This window comes from Erysipelatoclostridium sp. MSK.23.31 (genome assembly GCF_019125875.1).
Classification (GTDB): Bacteria; Bacillota_I; Bacilli_A; order Erysipelotrichales; family Coprobacillaceae; genus Thomasclavelia; species Thomasclavelia ramosa.
In genome coordinates, this window is the sequence record NZ_JAHOCB010000024.1 from 13,699 (window position 1) to 35,472 (window position 21,774).

At 30.6% G+C, this 21,774-nt stretch carries 20 protein-coding genes; 15 read left to right on the top strand and 5 right to left on the bottom strand.

Going from position 1 to position 21,774, the window contains the following annotated elements:
* Positions 1–2: 2 nt before the first annotated feature.
* The 7 genes from KSU54_RS11405 (at position 3) to KSU54_RS11435 (ending at position 10,896) form a co-directional block, all read left to right on the top strand.
* The gene (locus KSU54_RS11405; protein ID WP_009299413.1) at positions 3–1,343 is read left to right on the top strand and encodes a PTS sugar transporter subunit IIC; all 1,341 of its coding nucleotides are present in this window, start codon (positions 3–5) and stop codon (positions 1,341–1,343) included.
* Positions 1,327–3,981, top strand: coding sequence for a glycoside hydrolase family 38 C-terminal domain-containing protein (locus KSU54_RS11410; protein WP_226814491.1), 2,655 nt, complete (start codon positions 1,327–1,329; stop codon positions 3,979–3,981). The genes KSU54_RS11405 and KSU54_RS11410 overlap by 17 nt, the downstream gene beginning before the upstream one ends.
* A 40-nt stretch (positions 3,982–4,021) precedes the next feature.
* Positions 4,022–4,783, top strand: coding sequence for a MurR/RpiR family transcriptional regulator (locus KSU54_RS11415; RefSeq protein WP_034559684.1), 762 nt, complete (start codon positions 4,022–4,024; stop codon positions 4,781–4,783).
* A 17-nt stretch (positions 4,784–4,800) separates the two neighbouring features.
* Positions 4,801–7,002, top strand: coding sequence for a glycoside hydrolase family 3 N-terminal domain-containing protein (locus KSU54_RS11420; RefSeq protein ID WP_003534962.1), 2,202 nt, complete (start codon positions 4,801–4,803; stop codon positions 7,000–7,002).
* A 177-nt stretch (positions 7,003–7,179) separates the two neighbouring features.
* On the top strand, positions 7,180–8,700 hold the full coding sequence (locus KSU54_RS11425; protein ID WP_226814490.1) for an LTA synthase family protein: 1,521 nt from the start codon (positions 7,180–7,182) through the stop codon (positions 8,698–8,700).
* A 139-nt stretch (positions 8,701–8,839) separates the two neighbouring features.
* Positions 8,840–10,159, top strand: coding sequence for an FtsX-like permease family protein (locus tag KSU54_RS11430; protein WP_009299417.1), 1,320 nt, complete (start codon positions 8,840–8,842; stop codon positions 10,157–10,159).
* The gene (locus tag KSU54_RS11435; RefSeq protein ID WP_009299419.1) at positions 10,147–10,896 is read left to right on the top strand and encodes an ABC transporter ATP-binding protein; all 750 of its coding nucleotides are present in this window, start codon (positions 10,147–10,149) and stop codon (positions 10,894–10,896) included. The genes KSU54_RS11430 and KSU54_RS11435 overlap by 13 nt, the downstream gene beginning before the upstream one ends.
* A 36-nt stretch (positions 10,897–10,932) precedes the next feature.
* Here KSU54_RS11435 and KSU54_RS11440 read toward each other — a convergent pair whose 3' ends face one another.
* From KSU54_RS11440 to KSU54_RS11450, 3 genes are all read right to left on the bottom strand, one after another.
* Positions 10,933–11,424 carry a hypothetical protein gene (locus KSU54_RS11440; protein WP_003534957.1) on the bottom strand — a complete coding sequence of 164 codons (492 nt, stop codon included), beginning with the start codon at positions 11,422–11,424 and terminating at the stop codon, positions 10,933–10,935.
* A 131-nt stretch (positions 11,425–11,555) separates the two neighbouring features.
* Positions 11,556–12,422 (bottom strand): M15 family metallopeptidase, encoded by an 867-nt coding sequence (locus KSU54_RS11445; protein ID WP_003534954.1) that lies wholly within the window; start codon positions 12,420–12,422, stop codon positions 11,556–11,558.
* Between the two features lie 4 nt (positions 12,423–12,426).
* Positions 12,427–13,617, bottom strand: coding sequence for a CapA family protein (locus KSU54_RS11450; RefSeq protein ID WP_008792369.1), 1,191 nt, complete (start codon positions 13,615–13,617; stop codon positions 12,427–12,429).
* A gap of 92 nt (positions 13,618–13,709) precedes the next feature.
* On the opposite strand from KSU54_RS11450, the gene KSU54_RS11455 reads away from it, so the two are divergent.
* The 3 genes from KSU54_RS11455 to KSU54_RS11465 all read left to right on the top strand — a co-directional run bounded on the left by KSU54_RS11455 (position 13,710) and on the right by KSU54_RS11465 (position 16,153).
* Entirely contained in the window at positions 13,710–14,447 is a 738-nt protein-coding gene (locus KSU54_RS11455; protein ID WP_003534950.1) for an acyl-[acyl-carrier-protein] thioesterase, read from the top strand.
* Positions 14,448–15,185: 738 nt separating this feature from the next.
* A complete protein-coding gene (locus tag KSU54_RS11460; RefSeq protein ID WP_008792367.1) occupies positions 15,186–15,749 on the top strand; it encodes a hypothetical protein in 564 nt (187 codons plus the stop codon).
* Between the two features lie 182 nt (positions 15,750–15,931).
* Positions 15,932–16,153, top strand: a complete 222-nt coding sequence (locus KSU54_RS11465; RefSeq protein ID WP_230328629.1) for a DUF1294 domain-containing protein — start codon at positions 15,932–15,934, stop codon at positions 16,151–16,153.
* Here KSU54_RS11465 and KSU54_RS11470 read toward each other — a convergent pair.
* Positions 16,150–16,965, bottom strand: a complete 816-nt coding sequence (locus KSU54_RS11470) for a methyltransferase domain-containing protein (protein ID WP_003534942.1) — start codon at positions 16,963–16,965, stop codon at positions 16,150–16,152. The two genes, KSU54_RS11465 and KSU54_RS11470, sit on opposite strands and share 4 nt — an antisense overlap.
* A gap of 72 nt (positions 16,966–17,037) precedes the next feature.
* On the opposite strand from KSU54_RS11470, the gene KSU54_RS11475 reads away from it, so the two are divergent.
* Complete coding sequence (locus KSU54_RS11475; RefSeq protein WP_009008563.1) at positions 17,038–18,081, top strand: metallophosphoesterase; 1,044 nt, start codon at positions 17,038–17,040, stop codon at positions 18,079–18,081.
* Between the two features lie 165 nt (positions 18,082–18,246).
* Complete coding sequence (locus KSU54_RS11480; protein WP_009299423.1) at positions 18,247–19,311, top strand: metallophosphoesterase; 1,065 nt, start codon at positions 18,247–18,249, stop codon at positions 19,309–19,311.
* A gap of 104 nt (positions 19,312–19,415) precedes the next feature.
* On the opposite strand, the gene KSU54_RS11485 is transcribed toward KSU54_RS11480, so the two are convergent.
* Positions 19,416–20,042 carry a pyridoxamine 5'-phosphate oxidase family protein gene (locus KSU54_RS11485; protein ID WP_009299424.1) on the bottom strand — a complete coding sequence of 209 codons (627 nt, stop codon included), beginning with the start codon at positions 20,040–20,042 and terminating at the stop codon, positions 19,416–19,418.
* Between the two features lie 78 nt (positions 20,043–20,120).
* Here KSU54_RS11485 and KSU54_RS11490 point away from each other — a divergent pair, with 78 nt between their 5' ends.
* The 3 genes from KSU54_RS11490 to KSU54_RS11500 all read left to right on the top strand — a co-directional run bounded on the left by KSU54_RS11490 (position 20,121) and on the right by KSU54_RS11500 (position 21,752).
* Complete coding sequence (locus KSU54_RS11490) at positions 20,121–20,681, top strand: GNAT family N-acetyltransferase (protein WP_008792361.1); 561 nt, start codon at positions 20,121–20,123, stop codon at positions 20,679–20,681.
* A 68-nt stretch (positions 20,682–20,749) separates the two neighbouring features.
* Positions 20,750–21,010: a hypothetical protein gene (locus KSU54_RS11495; protein WP_008792360.1), complete on the top strand. Its 261-nt coding sequence runs from the start codon at positions 20,750–20,752 to the stop codon at positions 21,008–21,010.
* Position 21,011: 1 nt separating this feature from the next.
* Complete coding sequence (locus tag KSU54_RS11500; RefSeq protein ID WP_003534927.1) at positions 21,012–21,752, top strand: TrmH family RNA methyltransferase; 741 nt, start codon at positions 21,012–21,014, stop codon at positions 21,750–21,752.
* The last annotated feature ends 22 nt before the right edge of the window (positions 21,753–21,774 follow it).

The following is a 21,774-nucleotide window of genomic DNA, read 5'->3' on the forward strand; positions in this document are numbered from 1 at the left end:
AAATGAAATTAATTATGTCATTATTAGAAAAGTATTTAATGCCATTTTCTAATAAAATTACATCAAACAAATTGCTTAATGCAATTAAAGATGCTTGTATTCTTACAAGTCCTTTTACCGTGGTAGGTTCGTTGGCAGGTCTAGTAAGTCAGCAGGCAAATTATTGGTTTGGAGAATGGGGAATCCCATTGGATGGTATTTTAGGAAGTATTATCAATGCCTTTACAAATATTAATACTGTGGCTATGGGTTTAACTGGATTAGTTGTTGTTATTGCTTCTTCATACAATTATGCTAATCAATTAAAAGGGCTAAATAAAGGAGATAAATGTGTTCCATTAGTTGCTTGTATTGTTTCTTTGATTGCTTATATAGCAACTATTCCTAATGCTATTAATGTAGGTGATAGTACAATTACAGCTTTTCAAATCAACTTCTTTAATTATGAAGGAATGTTTGCGGGAATGATTATTGGATTGGCTTCATCATATATGTACTATAAACTAGTTAATTCAAAATTTACAATTAAATTACCCGGACAAGTACCGCCAATGGTATTAAGTTCATTCTTATCAATTATTCCATTCTTTGTTATCATTACTGTATTTTCAGTGATAAAGGAAATTGTTGTTTTAGCAGGATTTGATTCAATCCAACAATTGATTACTCAATTTATTATTACTCCACTAAATGGGATTGGTACAGGTTTACCAGCAGTTATTTTAGTAATTATAATTATGCAATTATTATGGTTCTTTGGAGTTCATGGTTTTTCAATTATGTGGGGATTAATTTCTGTATTGTGGATGCCAATTTTCTATGAACATATTCAAATTTTTGTTGAAACAGGTTCTTTTGATAAAATTACACAAGTAGCACCAAATACTTTATGTAATGTCTATGCAATGATTGGTGGTTCTGGCTCTACTCTAGCATTAGTTGTATTATTATTAGTATTAGGGAAAAAAGGTTCTGCTGAGAGATCGATTGGAAAGGTTTCAATTATTCCTGGTTTATTTGGGATTAATGAACCTGTAACATTCGGATTACCGATTGTATTAAATCCAATTATGTTTATTCCATTTGTATTTGTACCAGTTATTAATGCAATTATTGGATATTTTGCAACATCATGGGGATTAGTTAACCATTTGGTTGTATTGAATTCTGGGGTGGAACCAATCTTTGTTAATGCTTGGGTATTGGGGGCATTTACATTGAGTCCAGTTATTTTATGTATAGTATTATTTATTTTAGATTTAGTTTTATATTATCCGTTTGTAAAATTACAAATCAAGCAAAATACTTTAGAAGCACAGAATGAAGGTGCTGCCGTTGAGTAAGATACATTTTATTCCCCATGTTCATTGGGATAGAGAGTGGTTACGTTCAACGGATTCATCAAGAATTAAATTAGTCTATTTTTATGATCGACTGATTGAAATGTTAGAGAATGATCCACAAATGAAATATTTTACATTTGATGGACAAACAGCAGCGTTAGAAGACTATTTAGCGATTAAACCATTTCAAAAAGATAGGATTTCGCAATTAGTAAAGAATCGAAAATTATTTATTGGACCATGGTATGTTCAACCAGATATGATTATTCCCTCGGGTGAGGCGCTGTTAAGAAACTTATTAGTTGGTTCTAAATATGCTGCGGGATTAGGTCATTGTATGAATGTTGGCTGGGTCCCGGATGCATTTGGGCAAAATAAGATAACTCCTTATCTATTTAAAGAAATTGGTATGAAAGGGATATTTGCTTGGCGTGGTTTTGATTATGATGTTTTAGATGATTCATTATTTATGTGGCAAGGAAATGGTGATGCATCGCTACCAACTGTTCATTTTGCTTTGGGATATGGGCATTACCGAGGATTTCCAGAGGATTATGAAGAAGTAAAAAAAGATATGACAGATTTTATTCCTAAATTAGAAGCTCGTTATCAAGATCAAGAAGTTTTATTTATGCTGGGGAGTGACTATGCTTTTCCACGGAAACATTCTTCAAAGACAATTGAACAATTGCAAAAAGATGGTTATGACTGTATTATGAATAACCCTGAGGATTATCTTGATACACTGCTTAATGCAGCAAAGAAAAATCATCATCAATTAAAAATTTATCAAGGTGAAGCAAGAAGTGCTGCACTAGGTCGAATTCACGCTGGTATCACCTCAACTAGAATTGATATAAAAAATGCAATGCGTCATTATGAAACAATGATGGCAAAAGTAATTGAACCAATGATTAGTATCTCGCGTTTTCAAGGAGGCTATTGTGATCAAGAATTAATTAATTATTTTTGGAAGATTATTTTTAAGAATCAATTTCATGATTCTATCTATGGTTCTTCACCAGATAGTATTAACCATACTGTAGAAAATCGTTTATTAAATTTAAGACATGGTTTAAATGAGCTAATCTGGATGAATTTCCGTTATTTGGCAGAATCAGTGGATTTGAGTGTACTAAAGGAAAATGAGGACATCTTAGTTCTATTTAATACTCTTCCTTATCAGCGTAATGATTATGCTTTTACAAGCATGATTGTTAAAGATAAGAACTTTGTGTTAAAACGTCAAGATGGAACAATCGTCCCTTATGAAATAATGAATGAAGTTAAAGCAACTAGCCATGATATTGAATATTATAATGGAATGGAAAATTTTCATGATGCAGGAGAAGTTTTAGAAGGAACAAAATTTAAAGTACAAATTAAGATTGCGGCATCTTTCTTACCACCAATGGGCTATGAAGTTTTAAAAGTGTGTTTCCACGAAAGAACTTCAAAAAGACCAGAAGGAGATGTTGTCATTTTAAAAAATGGTGCTGAAAATAAGTATTTAGTGATGCACATTCAAGAAGATGGAACGCTTTCTGTTACGAATAAACAGACTAAGGAAACATATCATCAGTTAAATACCTTTGTCGAAAAGGGGGATGATGGTGATGAATATAATTATTCTCCATGTATAGATGATACAGAAATAAGAATTAATGATATTCATCCAATGATTACTTGTATTGAATCATCTTCTATTGAAGTAAAGTATCGGCTTGAATATCAAATTCAAGTTCCTGAAAAAGTAGTTGATCACCATCGTGTACAAGCATTAAAACCCCTTAAAATATGTAGCGATGTCTCTTTGAAGGCAAACAGTCAAACAATAGATTTCGTAACTAAAATTAATAATCATTCATGTGATCATATCGTAAGAGTATGTTTTGAAGATATTTATAAAGCAGCAGAAAACTGTAGTCAAGATCAATTTGGAACAATTATCCGTCAAAACGTAATAAAAAATCAAAAGAGTTTAAAAGATGGTGCCACTGAGTATGTTCTGCCAATATATGCAATGCAGCGTTTTGTTAAACTAGATCATCAAAAATCAATTATGGCAGTATTAAGTAAAGGACCATTGGAATATGAAATTGAAAATAATCAAAAAATTTGTTTAACCTTATTAAGAAGTGTAGGAAAATTTGGTAAAGCGGATCTATTGATTAGACCTGGACGTTCTTCAGGATATCGTATGGATGCACCATCTTCACAATTATTAAATCAAACTATAACAAGTGAATATTCATTGTTTTTTGGAACAAAAGAACAGATGAGTAAGATGATTCAAACAGCAGAAGTAATAAATACACCAGTTCAAACACGCTATCTTAATGATATAAGTAGACGTGAAAATTTAAAACTTGATTGGTCTTATAGTGCGATTACGTTGGATGAACGAGTGGAATTTATGGCTTTGAAAAAAGCTGAAAATAGTGAAGCTTCTATCTTCCGGATTTTAAATAATCGTGAAGTAGATGTCGCAGATGTTGAGCTTTTCATTCCTATTAATAAACGATGTTATTTATGTGATGTTCAAGAAAATAAACAAACAGAAGTTGAAAATCAAAATGGAAAGGTAATCATCAAAAATATTGTGTCAAATACTTTCGTTACTGTTATAATAGAGTAGATTTTTTCTACTCTATTTTCATATAGGAAGGGTAATGCATATGAGTTTAATTAAGAATTTTCAAAAATATGGAAATAATTTAACAGAATTAGAAATTGAATGTTTTAATAAATTATTAACGTTTCGGGATTTAGAACCAAGTTTGACGATTTCTTCTTTAGCAGAAACATTAAATGTATCTACAACGACTATTTTTAGGATGGTAAAGAAATTGGATTATAAAACATTTATGGACTTTAGATATGATCTTTTATATCATCGTCGAGACGAATATGAGTATCAATCTCCAGTTGAGAGTACATGTGATTCCTTAGAAAAAGAAATTAAAGATACGATTGAGATGTTACGCAATCTAGATATTGATGATGTCATTAAGGATATTGTTAAAGCTAAAAGTGTTTTAATCTGTTCTTCAGGAATGAACAAATATGTCGCAAAGATATTAGCAGTGAAGTTGAGTTTATATGGAATTAGAACGATTTATCCTGATGATCACTGGTTTTTATACTTAGAAGCTAATAATTTGACTCAGGATGACTTTGTAATTGTGCTATCAAGAGGTGGTGCTACTGAGGCAATTATCGATGTAATGAAAAATGCCAAACTTAGTGGTTGTAAAATATTATTGGTTACAGAAACGAGAAATTCCCCAATGACGAAACTGTCAAATTATGTGATGAATGTTTCTGTAACTAAGGATGAAGGATATGATATTGATTCACGTTTGCATATCCATTTAGCAATAGAATATTTATTAAGAGAATTAATGAATCAATACTTATATAATAAAAAATATTTATAAGAAATGAGAAAATAGAGATGATTGAAAAAATTGTAAAAGAGATGACGTTGAAAGAGAAAGTTGGTCAATTAAATCAACATTTATATGGATGGCAATGTTATCAAAAAGTTAATGGAAAATATGAATTAACAGACTTATTTAAAGAACATGTTAAGGAATATGGTGGCGTTGGAGCAATTTATGGCATTTTACGTGCTGATGCCTGGTCTCAGATCAATAGAGAAAATGGAATTAGCCGTGAAGATAGTAAAATTGTCATTACAATGATTCAAGAATATATAAAAAAACATTCACGTTTTGAAATCCCAGCATTAATTAGCGAAGAATGTGTGCACGGACATATGGCATTAGGGGCACCGGTATTCCCAACTAATTTAGCAATGGGGATGACTTGGAATCCTGATTTGATGGAAAGAATTACGCATAATGTGAGCCAGGAACTTGCTGCCAAAGGTGGAAATTTGGCATTATTTACGGGATTTGATGTTTTAAGAGATCCTAGATGGGGCCGTAGTGAGGAATGTTTTAGTGAGGATGCTTACTTAACAAGCTGTATGACAAGTGCAGCAGTACATGGATTCCAAAAAGAAAAGAACGGTGTAGCTGTAGTTGTCAAACATTTATGTGCGCAAGGGGGTTGTGTAGGTGGACATAATTCAGATGCTGCATTAATTGGACCTCGGGAGTTGCGAGAAATTCATTTACCACCAGTTAAAGCAGCGATTGATGCTGGCGCTAAGGCAGTTATGGCTGCATATAATGAAATAGATGGAATTCCTTGTCATATTAATAAAGCATTGCTTTTTGAAACCCTTAGAAAAGAATATGATTTTTCTGGTATTGTTATGGCTGACGGATGTGCTTTAGATAGATTATTGTTGTTGGATGATGATATCTTAAAAGTTGGCAGTTTAGCACTTAAAGCGGGAGTAGATCTGAGTTTATGGGATAATGTTTATTTACGATTAGATGAAGCAATAAAACAAGGTTATTTAACTGAAGAGGAACTTGATCAAGCAGTATTAAGGGTATTGAGATTAAAAGAAGAATTAGGATTATGGGAAGAACTAAATACTTATTCATTACCAGAAGCATCAGATTTATTACTTCAGGCCGCTCGGGAATGTCAAGTATTATTGAAAAATAATGATTCACTTCTTCCATTATCCTCAAAACAAAAAATTGCTGTTATTGGTCCAAATGCTAACCACTACTTAAATCAACTTGGAGACTATACTGCTTATCAAAACAAAAGTGATATTGTTACAGTGTACGATGGTATTTGCCAAAAAACAGAAATTTCCCCTATCTATGTACAGGGATGTTCAATACGGGGAAGAAAATTCGATATTGAGCCCGCACTCGTGGCAGCTAAAGCGGCGGACATTGTTATTTTAGTATTAGGCGGTAATAGCACAAGATTATATCAAGATACCTTTGAAAACAATGGTGCGGTAAAAGCAAATCAAGAAAACCAAATGAATTGTGGGGAAAACATTGATTTAGCTTCATTAGAACTAGAAGGTTATCAAAACGAGCTTTTATTAGCTTTGAAAGAAGTGAATCCACACATAGTAACAGTATTGATTCAAGGCAGGCCACACGTCATAAATACGGTTCTAAAGCATTCTCAAGCAGTTTTAGCAAGTTTTTATCCTGGTAGTAGAGGCGGTGAGGGAATTGCTGATGTCTTGTTTGGAGATTATAATCCAAGTGGGCATTTAAGTGTTTCTATACCGCAACATGTAGGACAATTACCTTGTTATTACAATCATAAACATAATGGAGCACAAAAAGATTATGTTGACATGCCCGGTGAAGCGCTGTTACCTTTTGGTTATGGCTTAAGTTATTCACAATTTATTTATCGAGATATCAAGGTACCTAAAGCCATTAAAATAACCGATTTACTTGAAAATGGAATTGATTTGCAGTTAGAAATATACAATAACAGTACCTATGATGGTGAAGATGTAATACAAGTTTATTTAAAGGATCATCAGGCTTCAGTTGTTTCTAGAGTAATTGAACTTAAGGCTTTTAATAAAGTAAAAATTCAAGCCTATCAATCAAAACAGATAAGTATTCATTTAACTTCAGATGCTTTTGCTATTTGGAATTATGAAATGAAATATCTTGTTGAACCAGGTGATGTTTCAATTTGTATCGGAGTCGATTCTAAGCATTATCAAGAATTTAAGCTTACTCTTGTAAAATAAATATAGTATTAGTCATTTTATTATTATCTAATAAAAATATACTTTATTAATTTAAAATTCACATAAGAAGAGTAAGGTAAATGTAAAAATATGGTAAAGTTTGGTGAATGAAATTTTTGTTTTAGGTCTATTTATATGCTAGAATAAATAGAAATAATAAGAAGAAAGATGGTTGTGATGATAGAAAGAATAATACAGTTAATTACATTTAAAGAAGTGATTGGATCATTGATGATATTTATTGCAGTTTTGATCGTAGCCTCAATTATTTGGGGAAATCGAACTTTTTCTGTGAAGACATTAAATCAAATGATTTTTCATTTAAAAGTTCCTATGGATGGTACAGATGATGGAATTTATACTGACTGGTTTCTTCATACAGTTCCTCAGAGTTTTGTAATTGTTGCATTCACAGAAATAATCGTTTTTAATCTACCTTTACCAGCATTTCATATATATTTAATAGCGCATATATTTGCAATTGGTTGTTTTGCAATTATTGGTTCTTTGCTCTTTGCTTTGTATAATTATCAAATTTTTGGATATGTTTTTGATATGCTTAGAAAAACACAATTATATGAAGAACATTATGTTGATCCCAAAGGGGTAACGTTAACTTTTCCAAGCTGTAAACGAAATATTATTCATATCTATTTAGAATCTATCGAAAATGCTTATTTAGCAAAAACATCGGGTGGTGGTCAAGATGTTTCTTATATGCCTGAACTTGATGCATTAGCGAATCAAAATATTAACTTTTCTCATCATAACCAAATCGGTGGAAGTTTGACCTTAGAGGGAACACAGTGGACGATTGCTTCAATGGTTGGACAAGAAGCAGGAATTCCGCTGTTAGTACCATTTAATTCAAAATCATATAATGATAAATCGAATTTTTTTAGTGGTGTTTATACACTTGGTGAAATTTTGGAACAGCATGGTTATATAAATGAAATCATGATGGGTTCTGATAGTAATTTTGGGTGTACATCAAATTTTTATAAACAACATGGTAACTATTATATTTCCGATTACAATACCGCAGTTGAGGAAGGAAGAATTGCTAAAGATTATTTTGTTTTTTGGGGTTATGAAGATAAAAAGTTATTTGAGTTTGCTAAAGCGGATATTACTAAATTGGCTAAAAGTGGTAAACCTTTTAATATGGAGCTAGTCACGATTGATACGCATACACCTGATGGGTATGTATGTGAAGATTGTCAGCATAAATATAAAAGCCAATATGCAAACGTAATTGCCTGTCAATCAAAACAAGTGAATAATTTTATAAATTGGTGCAAGAGCCAGCCATGGTATGAAAATACAACTATAGTTATTACTGGTGATCATAATAGTATGTCAGAAAAGTTTTTTACTAATCTTGATCACGATTATGTTCGGACACCATACAACTGCTTTATTAATAGTGCAGTTACTACAAAATTTAATAAAAACCGAAAATTTTCAATTATTGATATGTATCCTACTATTTTAGCAGCAATAGGGGTAAAAATAGATGGAAACAAATTAGGTTTAGGAGTTAATCTTTTTTCTGGTGAGAAAACTTTGATTGAACAATATGGTTATAGAAAGATTAACCAAGAGGTCAAAAAGAAATCTAGATATTATCGTCATAAGTTAATTGGTGATGATATAAAAGAATGTGAACAAAAAGAATTAAGTAAACGAAGTGATTAAAATCGTACACTAAAAATAGTGTACGGTTTTAATCGTTTTTTATTTAAAAACATTGACTATACGCTTAGACAATAGTTTAGAGTAAAGGAAGAAAAGGATATTATTAAAGCATCTTTTTAATAAAAAAGGAGGGATTGGGATGCTGCAGATTTCTTTACAGATGCTATGGAAAGAGCGAAAAAAAGCTTTAAATCTTGGAATTACAATTACAATAACTTTATGTGTATGTATTATTTTTCTCCAATTCTTTAATAATCCCATAATTAACTATTTAGTAAATATTTTAAAAGATACAACAAAGTTTTATGGTTATGAAGCAATTACTGAATACGAAGTGATGCGATTTTATGATGGAATGTATAAAGGGACAATGGTCATTATTTTATTAGTGATTTTTATTTCATTAATAATGTATTCTTGTAATTACTATAATAAAACAAATTCACGGATTGTTGGTCTATTGAAAATAATGGGGTGTCGTGATCGAGAAATTTTATTTTTCCAGATGATTCAGTTGATTGTAATCACTTTAATTAGTTATTTAATTGCTGTGGGAATTAGTTTTTTGCTGATTCCATTATGTCAGGCACTTGCTTATCTTTATATGGGGGTTAGTGAAAATATCTTTTATTATGCTTTAGAAACATATGTCGATTCTTTGCCCTTGGTACTGCTTCTATTAGTTTTTATGACTTTTATGCAAATATCGTATTCTATCCGCGGAGTTATTCCTGATTTACTTAAAAATGATGAAATCGTCTCGTTTAAGAAAAGAAGGCGAATAACGATAGTAGCTAACGTTAATTATATTGTATTATTTATTATAGGTACTTTTACTATCTACATCAGTGATTTAAATCAGGGATTGATTTTTCCAGCCGGTTTATATGTAATAGGAGCATATAATTTAGGTGTTATGTGTTTTCCTAACTTATTAGAAAAGTGGATTAAATTAAAGAATATTGATGCTAAAGAAAGTCTAATTTTTAATAACTTTATTTTGAATCTGCAGCAGATGAAATCAGTTATTTTAATGTTTGTATTATCTTCTGCAATCTTATTAACAATGATGTGTACTAATCTTGATGATTTACAGTATACGATCTTATTTCAATTGGGGTATGTGCTAACAAATATTGTTTTAAGCTTTACATTGATTAATCGTTTTAGAATTAATCAAATTAATAAAAAGCAATATTATCGTAATTTAAGTCGATTAGGTCTTAATTATGAAGAAATCAGATATATGACAAAAAAAGAAAAAACATTGATGTATGAAATGATTGCGGTCTTATCATTGGTATATTTATCAAATTTAAATATTGCTTTTGTCTATCGTGATAAAATGGGAGTTTTGTCTGCATTATTTCTTATATTAGAGCTTATTATTCCATTGTTTATTTCATATCGAGTTGCTGTATATCAAGAGGAAATGAGGATAAGAAAATGGAAGAAATAATTAAAGCGGCTAATTTAAAAAAAGTGTATGGCTTAGATACACCATATCCTAAAACGGCATTAAATGGAGTTTCAATTTCAGTAAATAAGGGGACTTTTGCATGTATTATGGGGACTTCAGGTTCTGGTAAAACAACATTGATAAATATTCTATCAACAATTGATGAGGCTACTTCAGGAAAATTATTAATCTTTGATCAGAATATAGTTGGGTTGTCGGATAAAGAAAAAGCAAATATTAGAAAGAGATATATGGGATTTATTTTTCAAGATTATAATTTGATAGATTCTTTAAAAGTAATTGACAATATTTTATTTTCTTTAAAACTTAATAAAAAGAATATTATCAATGAAGCAGAAATCAAGCAAATAATTAGCAGTTTAGGTATTGAAGAACTTTTAGATAAATACCCTTTTGAATGTTCAGGGGGTCAACAGCAGCGAATTGCAATTGCTCGTGCACTTGTATGTAAGCCAAAAATTCTTTTTGCTGATGAGCCGACAGGGAACGTAGACAGTATTAGGGCTAAGCAATTAATGGAGTATTTTACAGAGATTAATCGTAAATATGGTATTACGATTGTTATGGTTACTCATGATTGCTTGGTTGCATCATATGCATCAGAAATGTATTATGTTGAGGATGGGAAGATAATTAATCATATTTTTAAAGGGAACGATTCTTTTGAGAAATTTTATAATCGAATTGCAAGGATATCAATGCAAATTAAATTGTAAACTAAAAGGGTAGCATTTTTTGCTACCCATAAGAGTTTAACGAGCTTTTTGTAAAGCTTTTTTTAGTTTGAAATCATCGATAAAACGAAGTGGAGTTTCATAGGTTCTTTGTCCATAAACAAATCTTAATTTTTTTGCTTTTGGATATGAAACACGTTTAATTTTACGATAATCCAGTTTGATCTTACCGATCATCATTTGACGGTGCCCAACTAAGATGATTTGCTGTAAAAGAAAACCAATCGCTAGTGTTCCGATCGTTAAGACATTTAGTGGTAAATATAGGTCGTCTAATTTATTGTTGATTAGCGCTAATACCATTAAAGCAACGCTCCCCACAAATAAGGCAATATAGAAAATTGTTAGGCCAATGTAAAAATATTTACCAGTATTGCTTAGACATGATGATAGGGTACTATCATCTTTTTTTGCGCGATACATTGCTACTGCTAAAGAAATATTTGTGTATGTAAACCATAATAAGGCTAAAAATACCAAAAAAGGTAATACATTTGTAATAATATCCATTAGTCATACTCCTTCTTTCAATATCTCTATTATACTAGAAAATCATGAATTAGCCTATATAAAAATTGATAAAAGTTTAATAATCATCATAAATTTTAGTGAAAAAATAATAGCCTGAGTACTGAAACAGGCTATTTTGCATAATTTTGTGCGTAATATTCATCATATGTTAAATTACTAGCAGTCACTTTTTTAGCTAAATCTTTTCCTAAATAGCGAAGATGCCAAGATTCGTAGCTATATCCGGTAAGTGTATCTTTGTTTTCTGGATAGCGAATAATAAAGCCGTAGTTAGCTAGTTGTCCAAGAAACCACTGATATTGGGGATGCTTTATAACGTCTTCAAAACTGTAATTATCAAGTGCAATATCACAAGCTAGACCGGTCGTATGTTCGCTATGACCGGGGCGGCTACAAGTTTGGTCAGCTTTAGCAACGCTGTATGTATTCACCATATGATTATAGATTTCGGTTTGCCAGGTTGTCGAACGATAGCCACTAACGACGTATAGATTAAAGCCTTTAGTTTTACATGCTTCTTTTAATGCAATAAAATCATCATAAACAACTTTTCGCATCTGATGTTTTCGATATTTATAGGCAGGATCGCTTGTATTGGCATAAGTATCATTGATGTAAATAAGATCGTCGGGAGTGAAGTTATCATCTAATTTATAATATTTATTTACGATTGTATTTAATTCTAATGGCTTATTTTGAGGAATGATTACTTCATAGAAAGGATAATCAAGATTCATGTTAACTCGGGTAATTATTTCTTCTGTCGAAAGATCGGGATTAGTTTTTTGATAGTTTTCATAACGTTCTTTTAACGAAGTTTGATAATATTGGGGATCGTTATTAACTGTTTTTTTCGGTTGCTTTTCTTCTGTTTTGGTTGAATTACTAGGCAAGAACCAGTAGATTATAGTACCGGCAATAATAAGGGGAATAAAAACTAATAATACTTTCTTTTTATTTAAGCGTTTTTTATTCATGGATTTAGTCCTTTATAGTTATTTTATCACCAATAACATCTCTTGTTTTGGCTTTGTATTGCTGAATAATGTTAGGTTTATCATGTAAAACAAAATGTTTAGCTAATTTATCATCTGGATATTTTGCAAGAGGATAAACTTCAACAGTATTATCACCGAAATGATTGATTAGTGGTGTCCAGGTAATGTCATCTATAAAAATTTTAGCATCTTTTTTAATAAAGTTTAATGATAACATCCCTTCTAATTGTGTATCTTGAGTTTCCATTGTACTTAAAAAATTTCCTAAACTGTAAGCAATGAGTGTTTTATTCCCACTTTGGCCATTCACCCATGTAACAGGTTGAATGATATGAGGATGAGTTCCGATTACTAAATCAACTCCTAAATCAGCAAATAATTGAGCATACTCTTGTTGTTTAGCAGTTACTTCCGCCTCATTTTCATCACCCCAATGGGCAGAGACGATTATTACGTCTGCTTGTTCTTTGGCTTTTTGAACATCTGCTTTGATTGCTGCTGTATCCTCCAATAAGGGTACAGCATAGGCAGTTTGTTTTAACAACTTATAAGGATTAGTATTATATTCATTGAGACTTTGGGTATAAGATAAAAGTGCAAATTTGATACCGTTTTTTTCAATGATCCTAATTGTATCACGATCACTTTGGCTATCGTATGTACCAGTATAAATAATATCTTGATATTGGCGCCAAGTCTGAGAAGCCGCTTTAACACCTTCAAAATCACGGTCGAAAGAATGATTAGTAGCACCATTGATCATATTAAACCCAGTGTCAATTAAATTTTTAGCTAATTCACTTGGTGAATTAAAAGCCGGATATCCTGTAATTTTTAAGGTATCACCACCTAAAATTGTTTCTTGATTAATAAAAGCAAGATCAGCATCTTGAATATATTTTTTTATATGTTTATAGCAAGGGGTAAAGTCATATGTACCGTTAGTGCTGGCATATTGAAAAACACGCTCATGAATAATATTATCACCAACAGCAACCAGAGATACAGTATCATAGCTTTCTTTTTTTGCTTTAGCTTGCTTATTTTTTGTAACACCGTTTGAATTATTAAATAATGGTAAGATAGTTAAATTGATAATAAGTGCGATTATTATGATTAAGCAGATTATTACCAGTGATGCAAAGGCTACCCTCTTTTTATTGATCTTCTTCATATGATTACCTCTATACAATAGTTTTAATTTGTTTTATTATATAGTTATTATATACTGATATTTATATTTTAGTATAAAAAAAAGGAGATATTATGGAGAATATTGTTTCTTATTGCGATTTAACAATTGAATGTCAAGAAGCTGATTATCAAGGAAACTATCGAATCTCATCTTTATTATCCAAGTTATCAGATTTAGCAACTAAAAATGCTGTTGAAGTAGGAATATGGAGGCCGGAGTTAGGGGAACGATTTGGTTTTGTTTTAGCTAAAGAAACATTAATTTTAAAAAGACCAATTAAGATAGATGAAAAAATAAGATTAAAAACTCGTGCCGCAGCCTGTAAAAGAATCCAGTTCACACGTAACTATTGGGTTGAAGATGAAAACGGTGATGAAATAGCATCAGTATACTCATTATGGACTTTAATAGATTTAGAAAAACGAAGAATTACTAAACCTGATAAAGCAGGAATTATAATGCCAGAAATCAAGTCTTATGATTATACGATCGAAGAATATCATGAAATTATTAAAGAACTGCCATTGGATTATGTCATGGAACGTCAAGTTTTATATAGTGATGTTGATGTAAATCAACATATGAATAATAGTCGTTATATTGAATGGGCATTTGATGCTGTGGGTCTAAGAATATTTGAACAACATTATTTTAAAGAAGTAAGTATTTTATATAAACAAGAAATGGCTCCGGGAACAATTGCTAAAATATATCGTTATTTTGATGATAAATATGTTAAAGTTGTTTTCAAATCTATTGATGATAGTGTTATATATTTTGAAATGGGTGGCTATTTAGATAATTTTTGATAAAATTTTCATTATATGAAAATTGATTTTCACTATTTGAAAACTATTAATAAGATATTATGGTATTATAAACGTGTCCCAAATATCTATAATAGTATTCGTTTTCCCGTATAGAATACAGATATTAAAAAAAGCTCTTGTCCCAAAGGGCTTTTTTATTTTTACAAAACAGATCTTACAATTATTTTGATGCAAAAAGCGATAAATAGAAAAATTTTCAGCTTCAATTTTTTCATCAAGAACTAATTTTTTGGTAAATAATGAATTTTATGAATATAAGGCTCACTGCCAAGACAGTAAGTTAGCTCAATTTTTAAACATTTAGAATCATAAGCTGAATATAATTCAGCTTGAGGAGATAACATGATTAAATAAAATTTTATATCTTCTTTTTTAGTTGCAAACCATTTTTATTAAGAATGCTAGAAAAAGATTGTTTATTGATTAAAGAATTAGAGATAATCGTAGTTCTCTTACCGTTTTTTACGGTTTATCACATCATTATGATGATGAATATCTTATTAATTATGCTGCTATATTGGGGGTGTTGGCTCGTAAGACTTAAGGCGACAGTCCGGTTATAGGTTGTAATGATATTGAGGAGTATCTTAAATATGATAGCAGTGGCACTAAACGAGAGAATTAAAGTCATCTTAATTTTAGTTCTTTTTCTTATCTAATTAGTGACGAACTTGGACATAATAACGTATAATGGAGATATGGAAAGAAGGTGGCATGATGATTTTAGATTATCCAAAAATTTATAAAGAGAAAGAATTGATTGGTCAGGGTGGTAATCAAGATTGGTTTGCTGACTCTTGGGCTCGTAAAGCTGGTTGTGCAAGTGTTAGTGCTACTGATATTTTTATCTATTATACGAAAAGAGAACGTGAATTTGATAAATCAACGTATTTAGACTACATGAATGAAATGTTCAAGCTGATGGAACCTGGTAAGCGTGGATTTCCGTATGTCTTTTTATATGCAAGACGATTGAGTAAATTGTTAAATAATTGTGAGTATCGTATTTTTAGACGTCCAAGACTTTATGATGCTAGTGAAATTGTTAAAGAGAGTATTGAGCATGGTAATCCTTTAGGATTATTGATCTTAACACATCGACGTCGTAAGATTCGAGATGATTTATGGCACTGGGTAACGATTGTCGGTTACGAAGAAACTAAAAAGGGTCTAGATATTATCTTTTTAGATTGTGGTGATGAAAAAAGGATTCCTGCGCGGATTCTTTTTGAAAAAAGTCGTTTTAATGTTGTTAAGATGGTTCGTTTTTTTTATCGATAAAAATAGTATTAAATAACGAAATATTTTGATGAAATAATGATTTAATATAATGCAAAGAAACACTATAAAAATTTAATAGGTTCTCTTGAAATATGTTGTTAGGGGAATCATGATATCTATTTGGAGATAACAGAAGACCGATGAAATTATTAATCAGCTATATAATTATAATTAACTTGATGATGATATTATTATATGGAATTGATAAGTATAAAGCAATTCATCATCATTGGCGAGTTTCTGAGAAGATACTATTAATAGGCGCTTTGTTTGGTGGTTCACTAGGAGCGATATTAGCGATGTATGGATTTAATCATAAGACTAGGAAAAATATTTTTAAGTATGGAATACCTTTACTTCTAGGACTTCAAATCATACTGATAATAAAAATAAGCATCGGTTAATCGATGCTTGTTTGATATATTGTTATTTTAATATCAATTGTAATATCTAATCGTTCTAATTCATCAAGAACGCCCCGGCGTTCTTTTTTTATATGGTAATAATGGGGGGTCATCTTTAGTAAATTTAAAGCATCTTCACGATTATCAATTTTTACTTGATGAACTAGATCATAGCTTTCAATTGTTTCAAAATCTAAACGAATATATTTGTCACTTTTAACTTTGATTTCATCATATATTAATTCTTTTATTTCAATTAGATGATTTGGGTTGGCAGTTACATGGATAATATAACCACCCTTTTTTAAAGTACGTTTCAGCTCATCTTGATTTACGACTGTAAATAGAGCTGTGATAAAGTCTAATGAGTGATCAACGATAGGCAAGTTCTTACTATTACCGACAAGCCAATAAACATCTTTAGTATATTTAGTGGCCATATTGATAGCTTCTTTAGATATATCTAATCCATAAATAGTGTCTAGGCTAAAGATTTCTTTTAATCCTCGAGTATAATATCCTTCACCGCAACCGAGATCAAGTATATCTAGTGGGGTATCATCACGATATTTTTTTATACAGTCAATAACTGATTTTAAAATGACATCATAATATCCTTTAGTTAGATATGCTTTGCGGGCAACTAAACTTTCTTTACTATCACCAGGGTTATTTGTAGCTTTATCAGGATTTAATAACAAATTTAAATATTTAGTTTTAGCTAGATCATAGCAATGATTATTGGCACATTTATATGAATTTCCTTCTTGAACGATTGATTCATGACATTTTGGACACGCTAATTTATGCATAATTTCACCTCGGAGTTATTATACCATAAATATAATCTGTGGTATAATTTATTCTTAAAGGAGGGATAGTTTTTGATTTTAACCGTAATGATGGTAGTAATTGCTATCTTGATCAATATATTTATTGCATATCATTTTAAAAAATATTTAAATAAGCATAGAGTTGTTGCAGCAGTAATTATTGTTTTAGTTGCTGTAAGTGTAAGTATTGAAATGATAATTTTAGGATTTTTAATCAATTTGTGTATTTGTTTGATAATTGCGGATTTAATTTACCCGCTTATATTTAAGACAAAATTGAAAAGACCATATCAAAAAGTTTATCTTATTGGAGTACTTATTTGTAGTTTAAGCTTGAGTGTTTATGGGATATATAATGCAAATAATATTGTAATCACAAATTACCAAGTAAGTATTAATAAGGAATTTAAGGATAAAAAGATCATGGCACTTTCCGATATTCACTTGGGAACAGCTGTTAAAACAGTAGATCTAAAACAGCTTGTTACGCAAGCTGAGAAAATTAAACCAGATATGATTTTTTTAGTTGGGGATGTTTATGATGAAAATACCAGTAGCGATGAAATTGATGATTCGATGAAAATATTCACCCAGTTAGCTAAATCCTATCCAGTCTATTATGTAATTGGAAATCATGAAGTTGGTTATAGTAGTTCCCCATTAAAAGAATATAACATATTAGAACGATTGCAATTGGCAGGAGTCAATACTTTAAATGATGAATATGTTGAATTTGAGGATATAAATATTGTAGGACGTCAAGATTATAAGATTAAAAAGCGAAAACCTGTAGAACAGATTATTAACGGGATGAATCAGAATAAACCAGTGATCTTATTAGATCATCAGCCTCGCTCATTAGAGGAAAATAAAAAGCTAGGAATTGATTTGATGATCTCTGGTCATACTCATGCTGGACAAGTATTTCCGATGTTACCGCTTTGGAATCTTTTAGGAATTAATGAGATGAATTATGGTTATCGTCATGATGATAATTTTAATGCGATCGTTTCTTCGGGAATGGGGACTTGGGGGTTTGCCATGAGAACTAGTAAAAATTGCGAGATTGTAGTAATTGATTTGATTAGTAAATAAGAACATAAAAAACTAAACAGATTTTGTAATGTATTACTATTTTTGAAGCTTAAGTGTGCGAAAAAAGAAGTGATTTCAAATGATCTTAGTTTAGTTTTTTATTGACAATAGTGAGATAATTTAAGATTATTTTGTGATATAATTTACTAAGGAGATGATTTTATTATGAGCTGGTTTGTTTTAATGGAGATGACTTTGGTAGCAGTTATGACAGTATATCTTGCTTATCATACACATTTGGTTTTTGCTAAAGCAAAATATCGAAAGATTATTACAACAGTTATTATTGGAATTTTAATCGGCTTGTGTTTATATAATTTGATTTTCTTTGGTTTTTTGGCTAATGCATGTATTTGTTTTGTAATCTTTGATATTATTAATTTAATTTTATATAAAACTAGATTTAATCGTTATTTTAAATTTATTTATCAACGGGGAATGGTTGCTTTGGCTGCCAGTGTTATTTTAAGTTTTTATGGAATTTATAATGCTAAAAATACTGTTATTACTACGTATGATGTAATAATCAATAAATCTTTTGTAGATAAAAGCCTAATGGTAGTTTCTGATATCCATTTAGGAACAGTTGTCACTAAGGCGGATTTAACAGAGCTTAGTGAACATGCTGAAGCTATTGCTCCAAGTGGGATTATTCTACTTGGTGATATCTATGATGAAGGGACCACCCAAGATGAATTTGATTATTCATTACAGGTATTTAAAATATTGGCTAGTAAATACCCTGTTTATTATATTGAAGGAAATCATGAAATTGGTTTCCAAGGTGGCTCACCACTTAGGGAATTTAATATTGTTAAGAAATTAAAAGAAATAGGGATTAAGGTATTGTTGGACGATGTTACTAAATTGGATGATATTTATTTAATTGGGCGTAAAGACTATGTTGTAAAAAAGCGAGAAGCTTTAAAAGATTTGACGGAACCTTTAGATACTTCTAAACCGCTTATTTTATTGGATCATCAGCCACATGATTATGAATTAAATGAACAATTGGGAATTGATTTACAATTATCAGGTCATACTCATGCTGGACAAATATTTCCTTTAAATTTCTTGTTTAGTTTTATTAGGGTTAATGATTTGAACTATGGAATTGAAGTAAATAATAATTTTCATGGGATCGTGACCTCAGGAATGGGCGGCTGGGGATATGCAATGAGAACTGCAAAACACAGTGAAATAGTAGTTGTGAATTTAAAAAGCTCCTAGATATAATAAGCTCTGTTGTTAAAACAACTTAAAGGGCATTACAGCTAGGAACTGTTTGATTTGAAGTATTTTAGTATTACCTTTGTTTATTGTGAATTTGATAATTAACGAATATGTGTTTTTCCGTTAATATAATCAATTTCTAATTCGATGATATTAGTTGTATCGACCATCTTATCATTGTATGGGTGTTCTGGCGCTAAATGGCTGACTATTTCTAATAGTGCAGCTTTTTTTGTCTCAAACTCAGTTACTTCATGAACTGTTCCAAAGACAGCGACGGAATTATGGTTATGAGTTCCTGCTTTTAAATTAATACCTAGATCTTCAACTATAAGATAAGTGGCACGCTGTTCAATGCTGTTTAGTTTATAGCCGCTTTTAGCACAGTGAAAAAAAATACGGTTATCAACAATGATGTGATTTAAAGCTACACTATAAGGTAGTCCTTCATGGGTGAATGATAAAACACCGTAATGAATTTTATCCATGATTTTATAGCATTGATTTAAAGAAATTAACTGCTTGTTTTTTCTGTTTTTAGTCGGTAGAGAAAAAGCTAATAATGATTCGAAATCATCTTGATAGTGCATTGTTATGCAGTTATTGATTGTCTGAATAGAACATTCATTTTTAATGATTGCCAAGTAATCAGTGTTTAAGTCACGTAATTGTGAACGAGTGAAAATGTAGATTAGGTCATCTTGATATAAATCTTTTATTTTATCCATTGCTATTCTCCTTTGATAAAGTTAGTATTATTATATCATGATTATACAGTTTATCTTAGAAAAATGGAGGAATTATCAATGACGAAAATTAGGCTTGCTGTTGCAACAGCTGATGATGCTGCAAGGTTATTGGAAATATATCGACCTTATGTACTAACAACAGCAATCACATTTGAATATGAAGTACCAACTTTAGAAGAATTTAGGGCAAGAATTGTTTCAACTTTAGAAAAGTATCCGTATCTTGTTGCTAAGCTTGATGATAAGATAGTAGGCTATGCTTATACATCCGCATTTAAAAGTCGGGCTGCATATCAGTGGGCTGTAGAAACATCGATTTATATTGACCTTGATTATAAAGGTGGAGGAATTGGCAGTATGTTATACCATAAATTAGAAGAAATTACGAAACAGCAAAATATTATTAATTTAAATGCTTGTATTACTGCTGGGAATCCAGAAAGTATTGTGTTTCATGAACATTTTGGTTATCAAAAGGTGGCTTATTTTACTAAATGCGGCTATAAGTTTAATCAATGGCATGACATGATCTGGATGGAAAAAATGTTAGGAGAGCATCCAGGCAAACCAGCACCAGTGATTCCTTTCGGGAAGTTATATAAACATCTCTCAATTTAAAAATAACAAACTTTTCAAAACTAAGTAAACACGCTATAATTATAAAAATAACAATGGAGGTAGTTGAAATGGGATTGTTTGGTAAGAAGAAAAAGACAGTTGATTTGCAACAGGTATTTAAAGATAAATATAAAGATATTAATCAAATTGTAAATGATGCTAATAATGAGTTAGATTTAGAAATTCAAATCTCGTTATTAGAATTAGCATATGATAAATATAATGATCTTTTAGATTTAATTGATCAAGGTGTTGATTTTGATAAAGCACATTTTTTATCAATGCAGCAGGATTTGAAAAAGCAAATTGATTTATTGAAAGGTTTATAAAATGAAAATAAAAACATATCATAAAGATTTTGATTATACATATACTCTTGGGGTTTTTGAAACGATTGAATTATTAGAGAATAAACCAGAATTGGTGATGCGTGTTTATCTCAAAAGTAACTCTTATCAAAATAAGGGTGTTAAGATTATTGAGAATTTATGTCAACAAAATAAAATTGAATTAATTGAAAGTGATAATACAATTAATAAATTAGCGAAAAAAGATAATTGTTTTGCTATTGCAATCATTAAGAAATATACGATGGATTTAGAAGATGCTAATCATGTTGTTTTAGTTAATCCCGGAGATATGGGAAATATGGGGACGATTATTAGAACTATGTTAGGTTTTAATTATACTAATTTAGCGATTATTCGTCCTGGAGTCGATGTTTTTGATCCACGAGTAATTAGGGCATCGATGGGGGCTTTGTTTAATATTAATTTTGAATATTTTAATAGTTTTGATGAATATCTAACTAAATACCCTGAACGTGAAGTCTATCCATTGATGTTAAAAGGAGCTAAAAATATTCATCAGATTACTGCTGCAAATAATAAACATTCATTGGTTTTTGGTAATGAGAGCAGCGGACTGCCAGATGATTATTTAAAATATGGGCAAAGTGTATTTATCCCTCATAGTGATAAAATTGACTCACTAAATTTATCCATGGCATTAGGAATCACGTTATGCCACTTTTCAATGATGGAATTCAAAGATAAACAGGTATTGCGATAATAAGTGGATTATAAGGAGATTG

What these genes read in the sequence shown, in the direction of transcription:
- KSU54_RS11405 (WP_009299413.1), top strand. Translation starts at nt 3, where the DNA reads ATGAAATTAATTATGTCATTATTAGAAAAGTATTTAATGCCATTTTCT.
- KSU54_RS11415 (WP_034559684.1), top strand. Translation starts at nt 4,022, where the DNA reads ATGAGTTTAATTAAGAATTTTCAAAAATATGGAAATAATTTAACAGAA.
- KSU54_RS11420 (WP_003534962.1), top strand. Translation starts at nt 4,801, where the DNA reads ATGATTGAAAAAATTGTAAAAGAGATGACGTTGAAAGAGAAAGTTGGT.
- KSU54_RS11425 (WP_226814490.1), top strand. Translation starts at nt 7,180, where the DNA reads ATGATAGAAAGAATAATACAGTTAATTACATTTAAAGAAGTGATTGGA.
- KSU54_RS11430 (WP_009299417.1), top strand. Translation starts at nt 8,840, where the DNA reads ATGCTGCAGATTTCTTTACAGATGCTATGGAAAGAGCGAAAAAAAGCT.
- KSU54_RS11435 (WP_009299419.1), top strand. Translation starts at nt 10,147, where the DNA reads ATGGAAGAAATAATTAAAGCGGCTAATTTAAAAAAAGTGTATGGCTTA.
- KSU54_RS11440 (WP_003534957.1), bottom strand. Translation starts at nt 11,424, where the DNA reads ATGGATATTATTACAAATGTATTACCTTTTTTGGTATTTTTAGCCTTA.
- KSU54_RS11445 (WP_003534954.1), bottom strand. Translation starts at nt 12,422, where the DNA reads ATGAATAAAAAACGCTTAAATAAAAAGAAAGTATTATTAGTTTTTATT.
- KSU54_RS11450 (WP_008792369.1), bottom strand. Translation starts at nt 13,617, where the DNA reads ATGAAGAAGATCAATAAAAAGAGGGTAGCCTTTGCATCACTGGTAATA.
- KSU54_RS11455 (WP_003534950.1), top strand. Translation starts at nt 13,710, where the DNA reads ATGGAGAATATTGTTTCTTATTGCGATTTAACAATTGAATGTCAAGAA.
- KSU54_RS11460 (WP_008792367.1), top strand. Translation starts at nt 15,186, where the DNA reads ATGATTTTAGATTATCCAAAAATTTATAAAGAGAAAGAATTGATTGGT.
- KSU54_RS11465 (WP_230328629.1), top strand. Translation starts at nt 15,932, where the DNA reads ATGATATTATTATATGGAATTGATAAGTATAAAGCAATTCATCATCAT.
- KSU54_RS11470 (WP_003534942.1), bottom strand. Translation starts at nt 16,965, where the DNA reads ATGCATAAATTAGCGTGTCCAAAATGTCATGAATCAATCGTTCAAGAA.
- KSU54_RS11480 (WP_009299423.1), top strand. Translation starts at nt 18,247, where the DNA reads ATGAGCTGGTTTGTTTTAATGGAGATGACTTTGGTAGCAGTTATGACA.
- KSU54_RS11485 (WP_009299424.1), bottom strand. Translation starts at nt 20,042, where the DNA reads ATGGATAAAATAAAAGATTTATATCAAGATGACCTAATCTACATTTTC.
- KSU54_RS11490 (WP_008792361.1), top strand. Translation starts at nt 20,121, where the DNA reads ATGACGAAAATTAGGCTTGCTGTTGCAACAGCTGATGATGCTGCAAGG.
- KSU54_RS11495 (WP_008792360.1), top strand. Translation starts at nt 20,750, where the DNA reads ATGGGATTGTTTGGTAAGAAGAAAAAGACAGTTGATTTGCAACAGGTA.
- KSU54_RS11500 (WP_003534927.1), top strand. Translation starts at nt 21,012, where the DNA reads ATGAAAATAAAAACATATCATAAAGATTTTGATTATACATATACTCTT.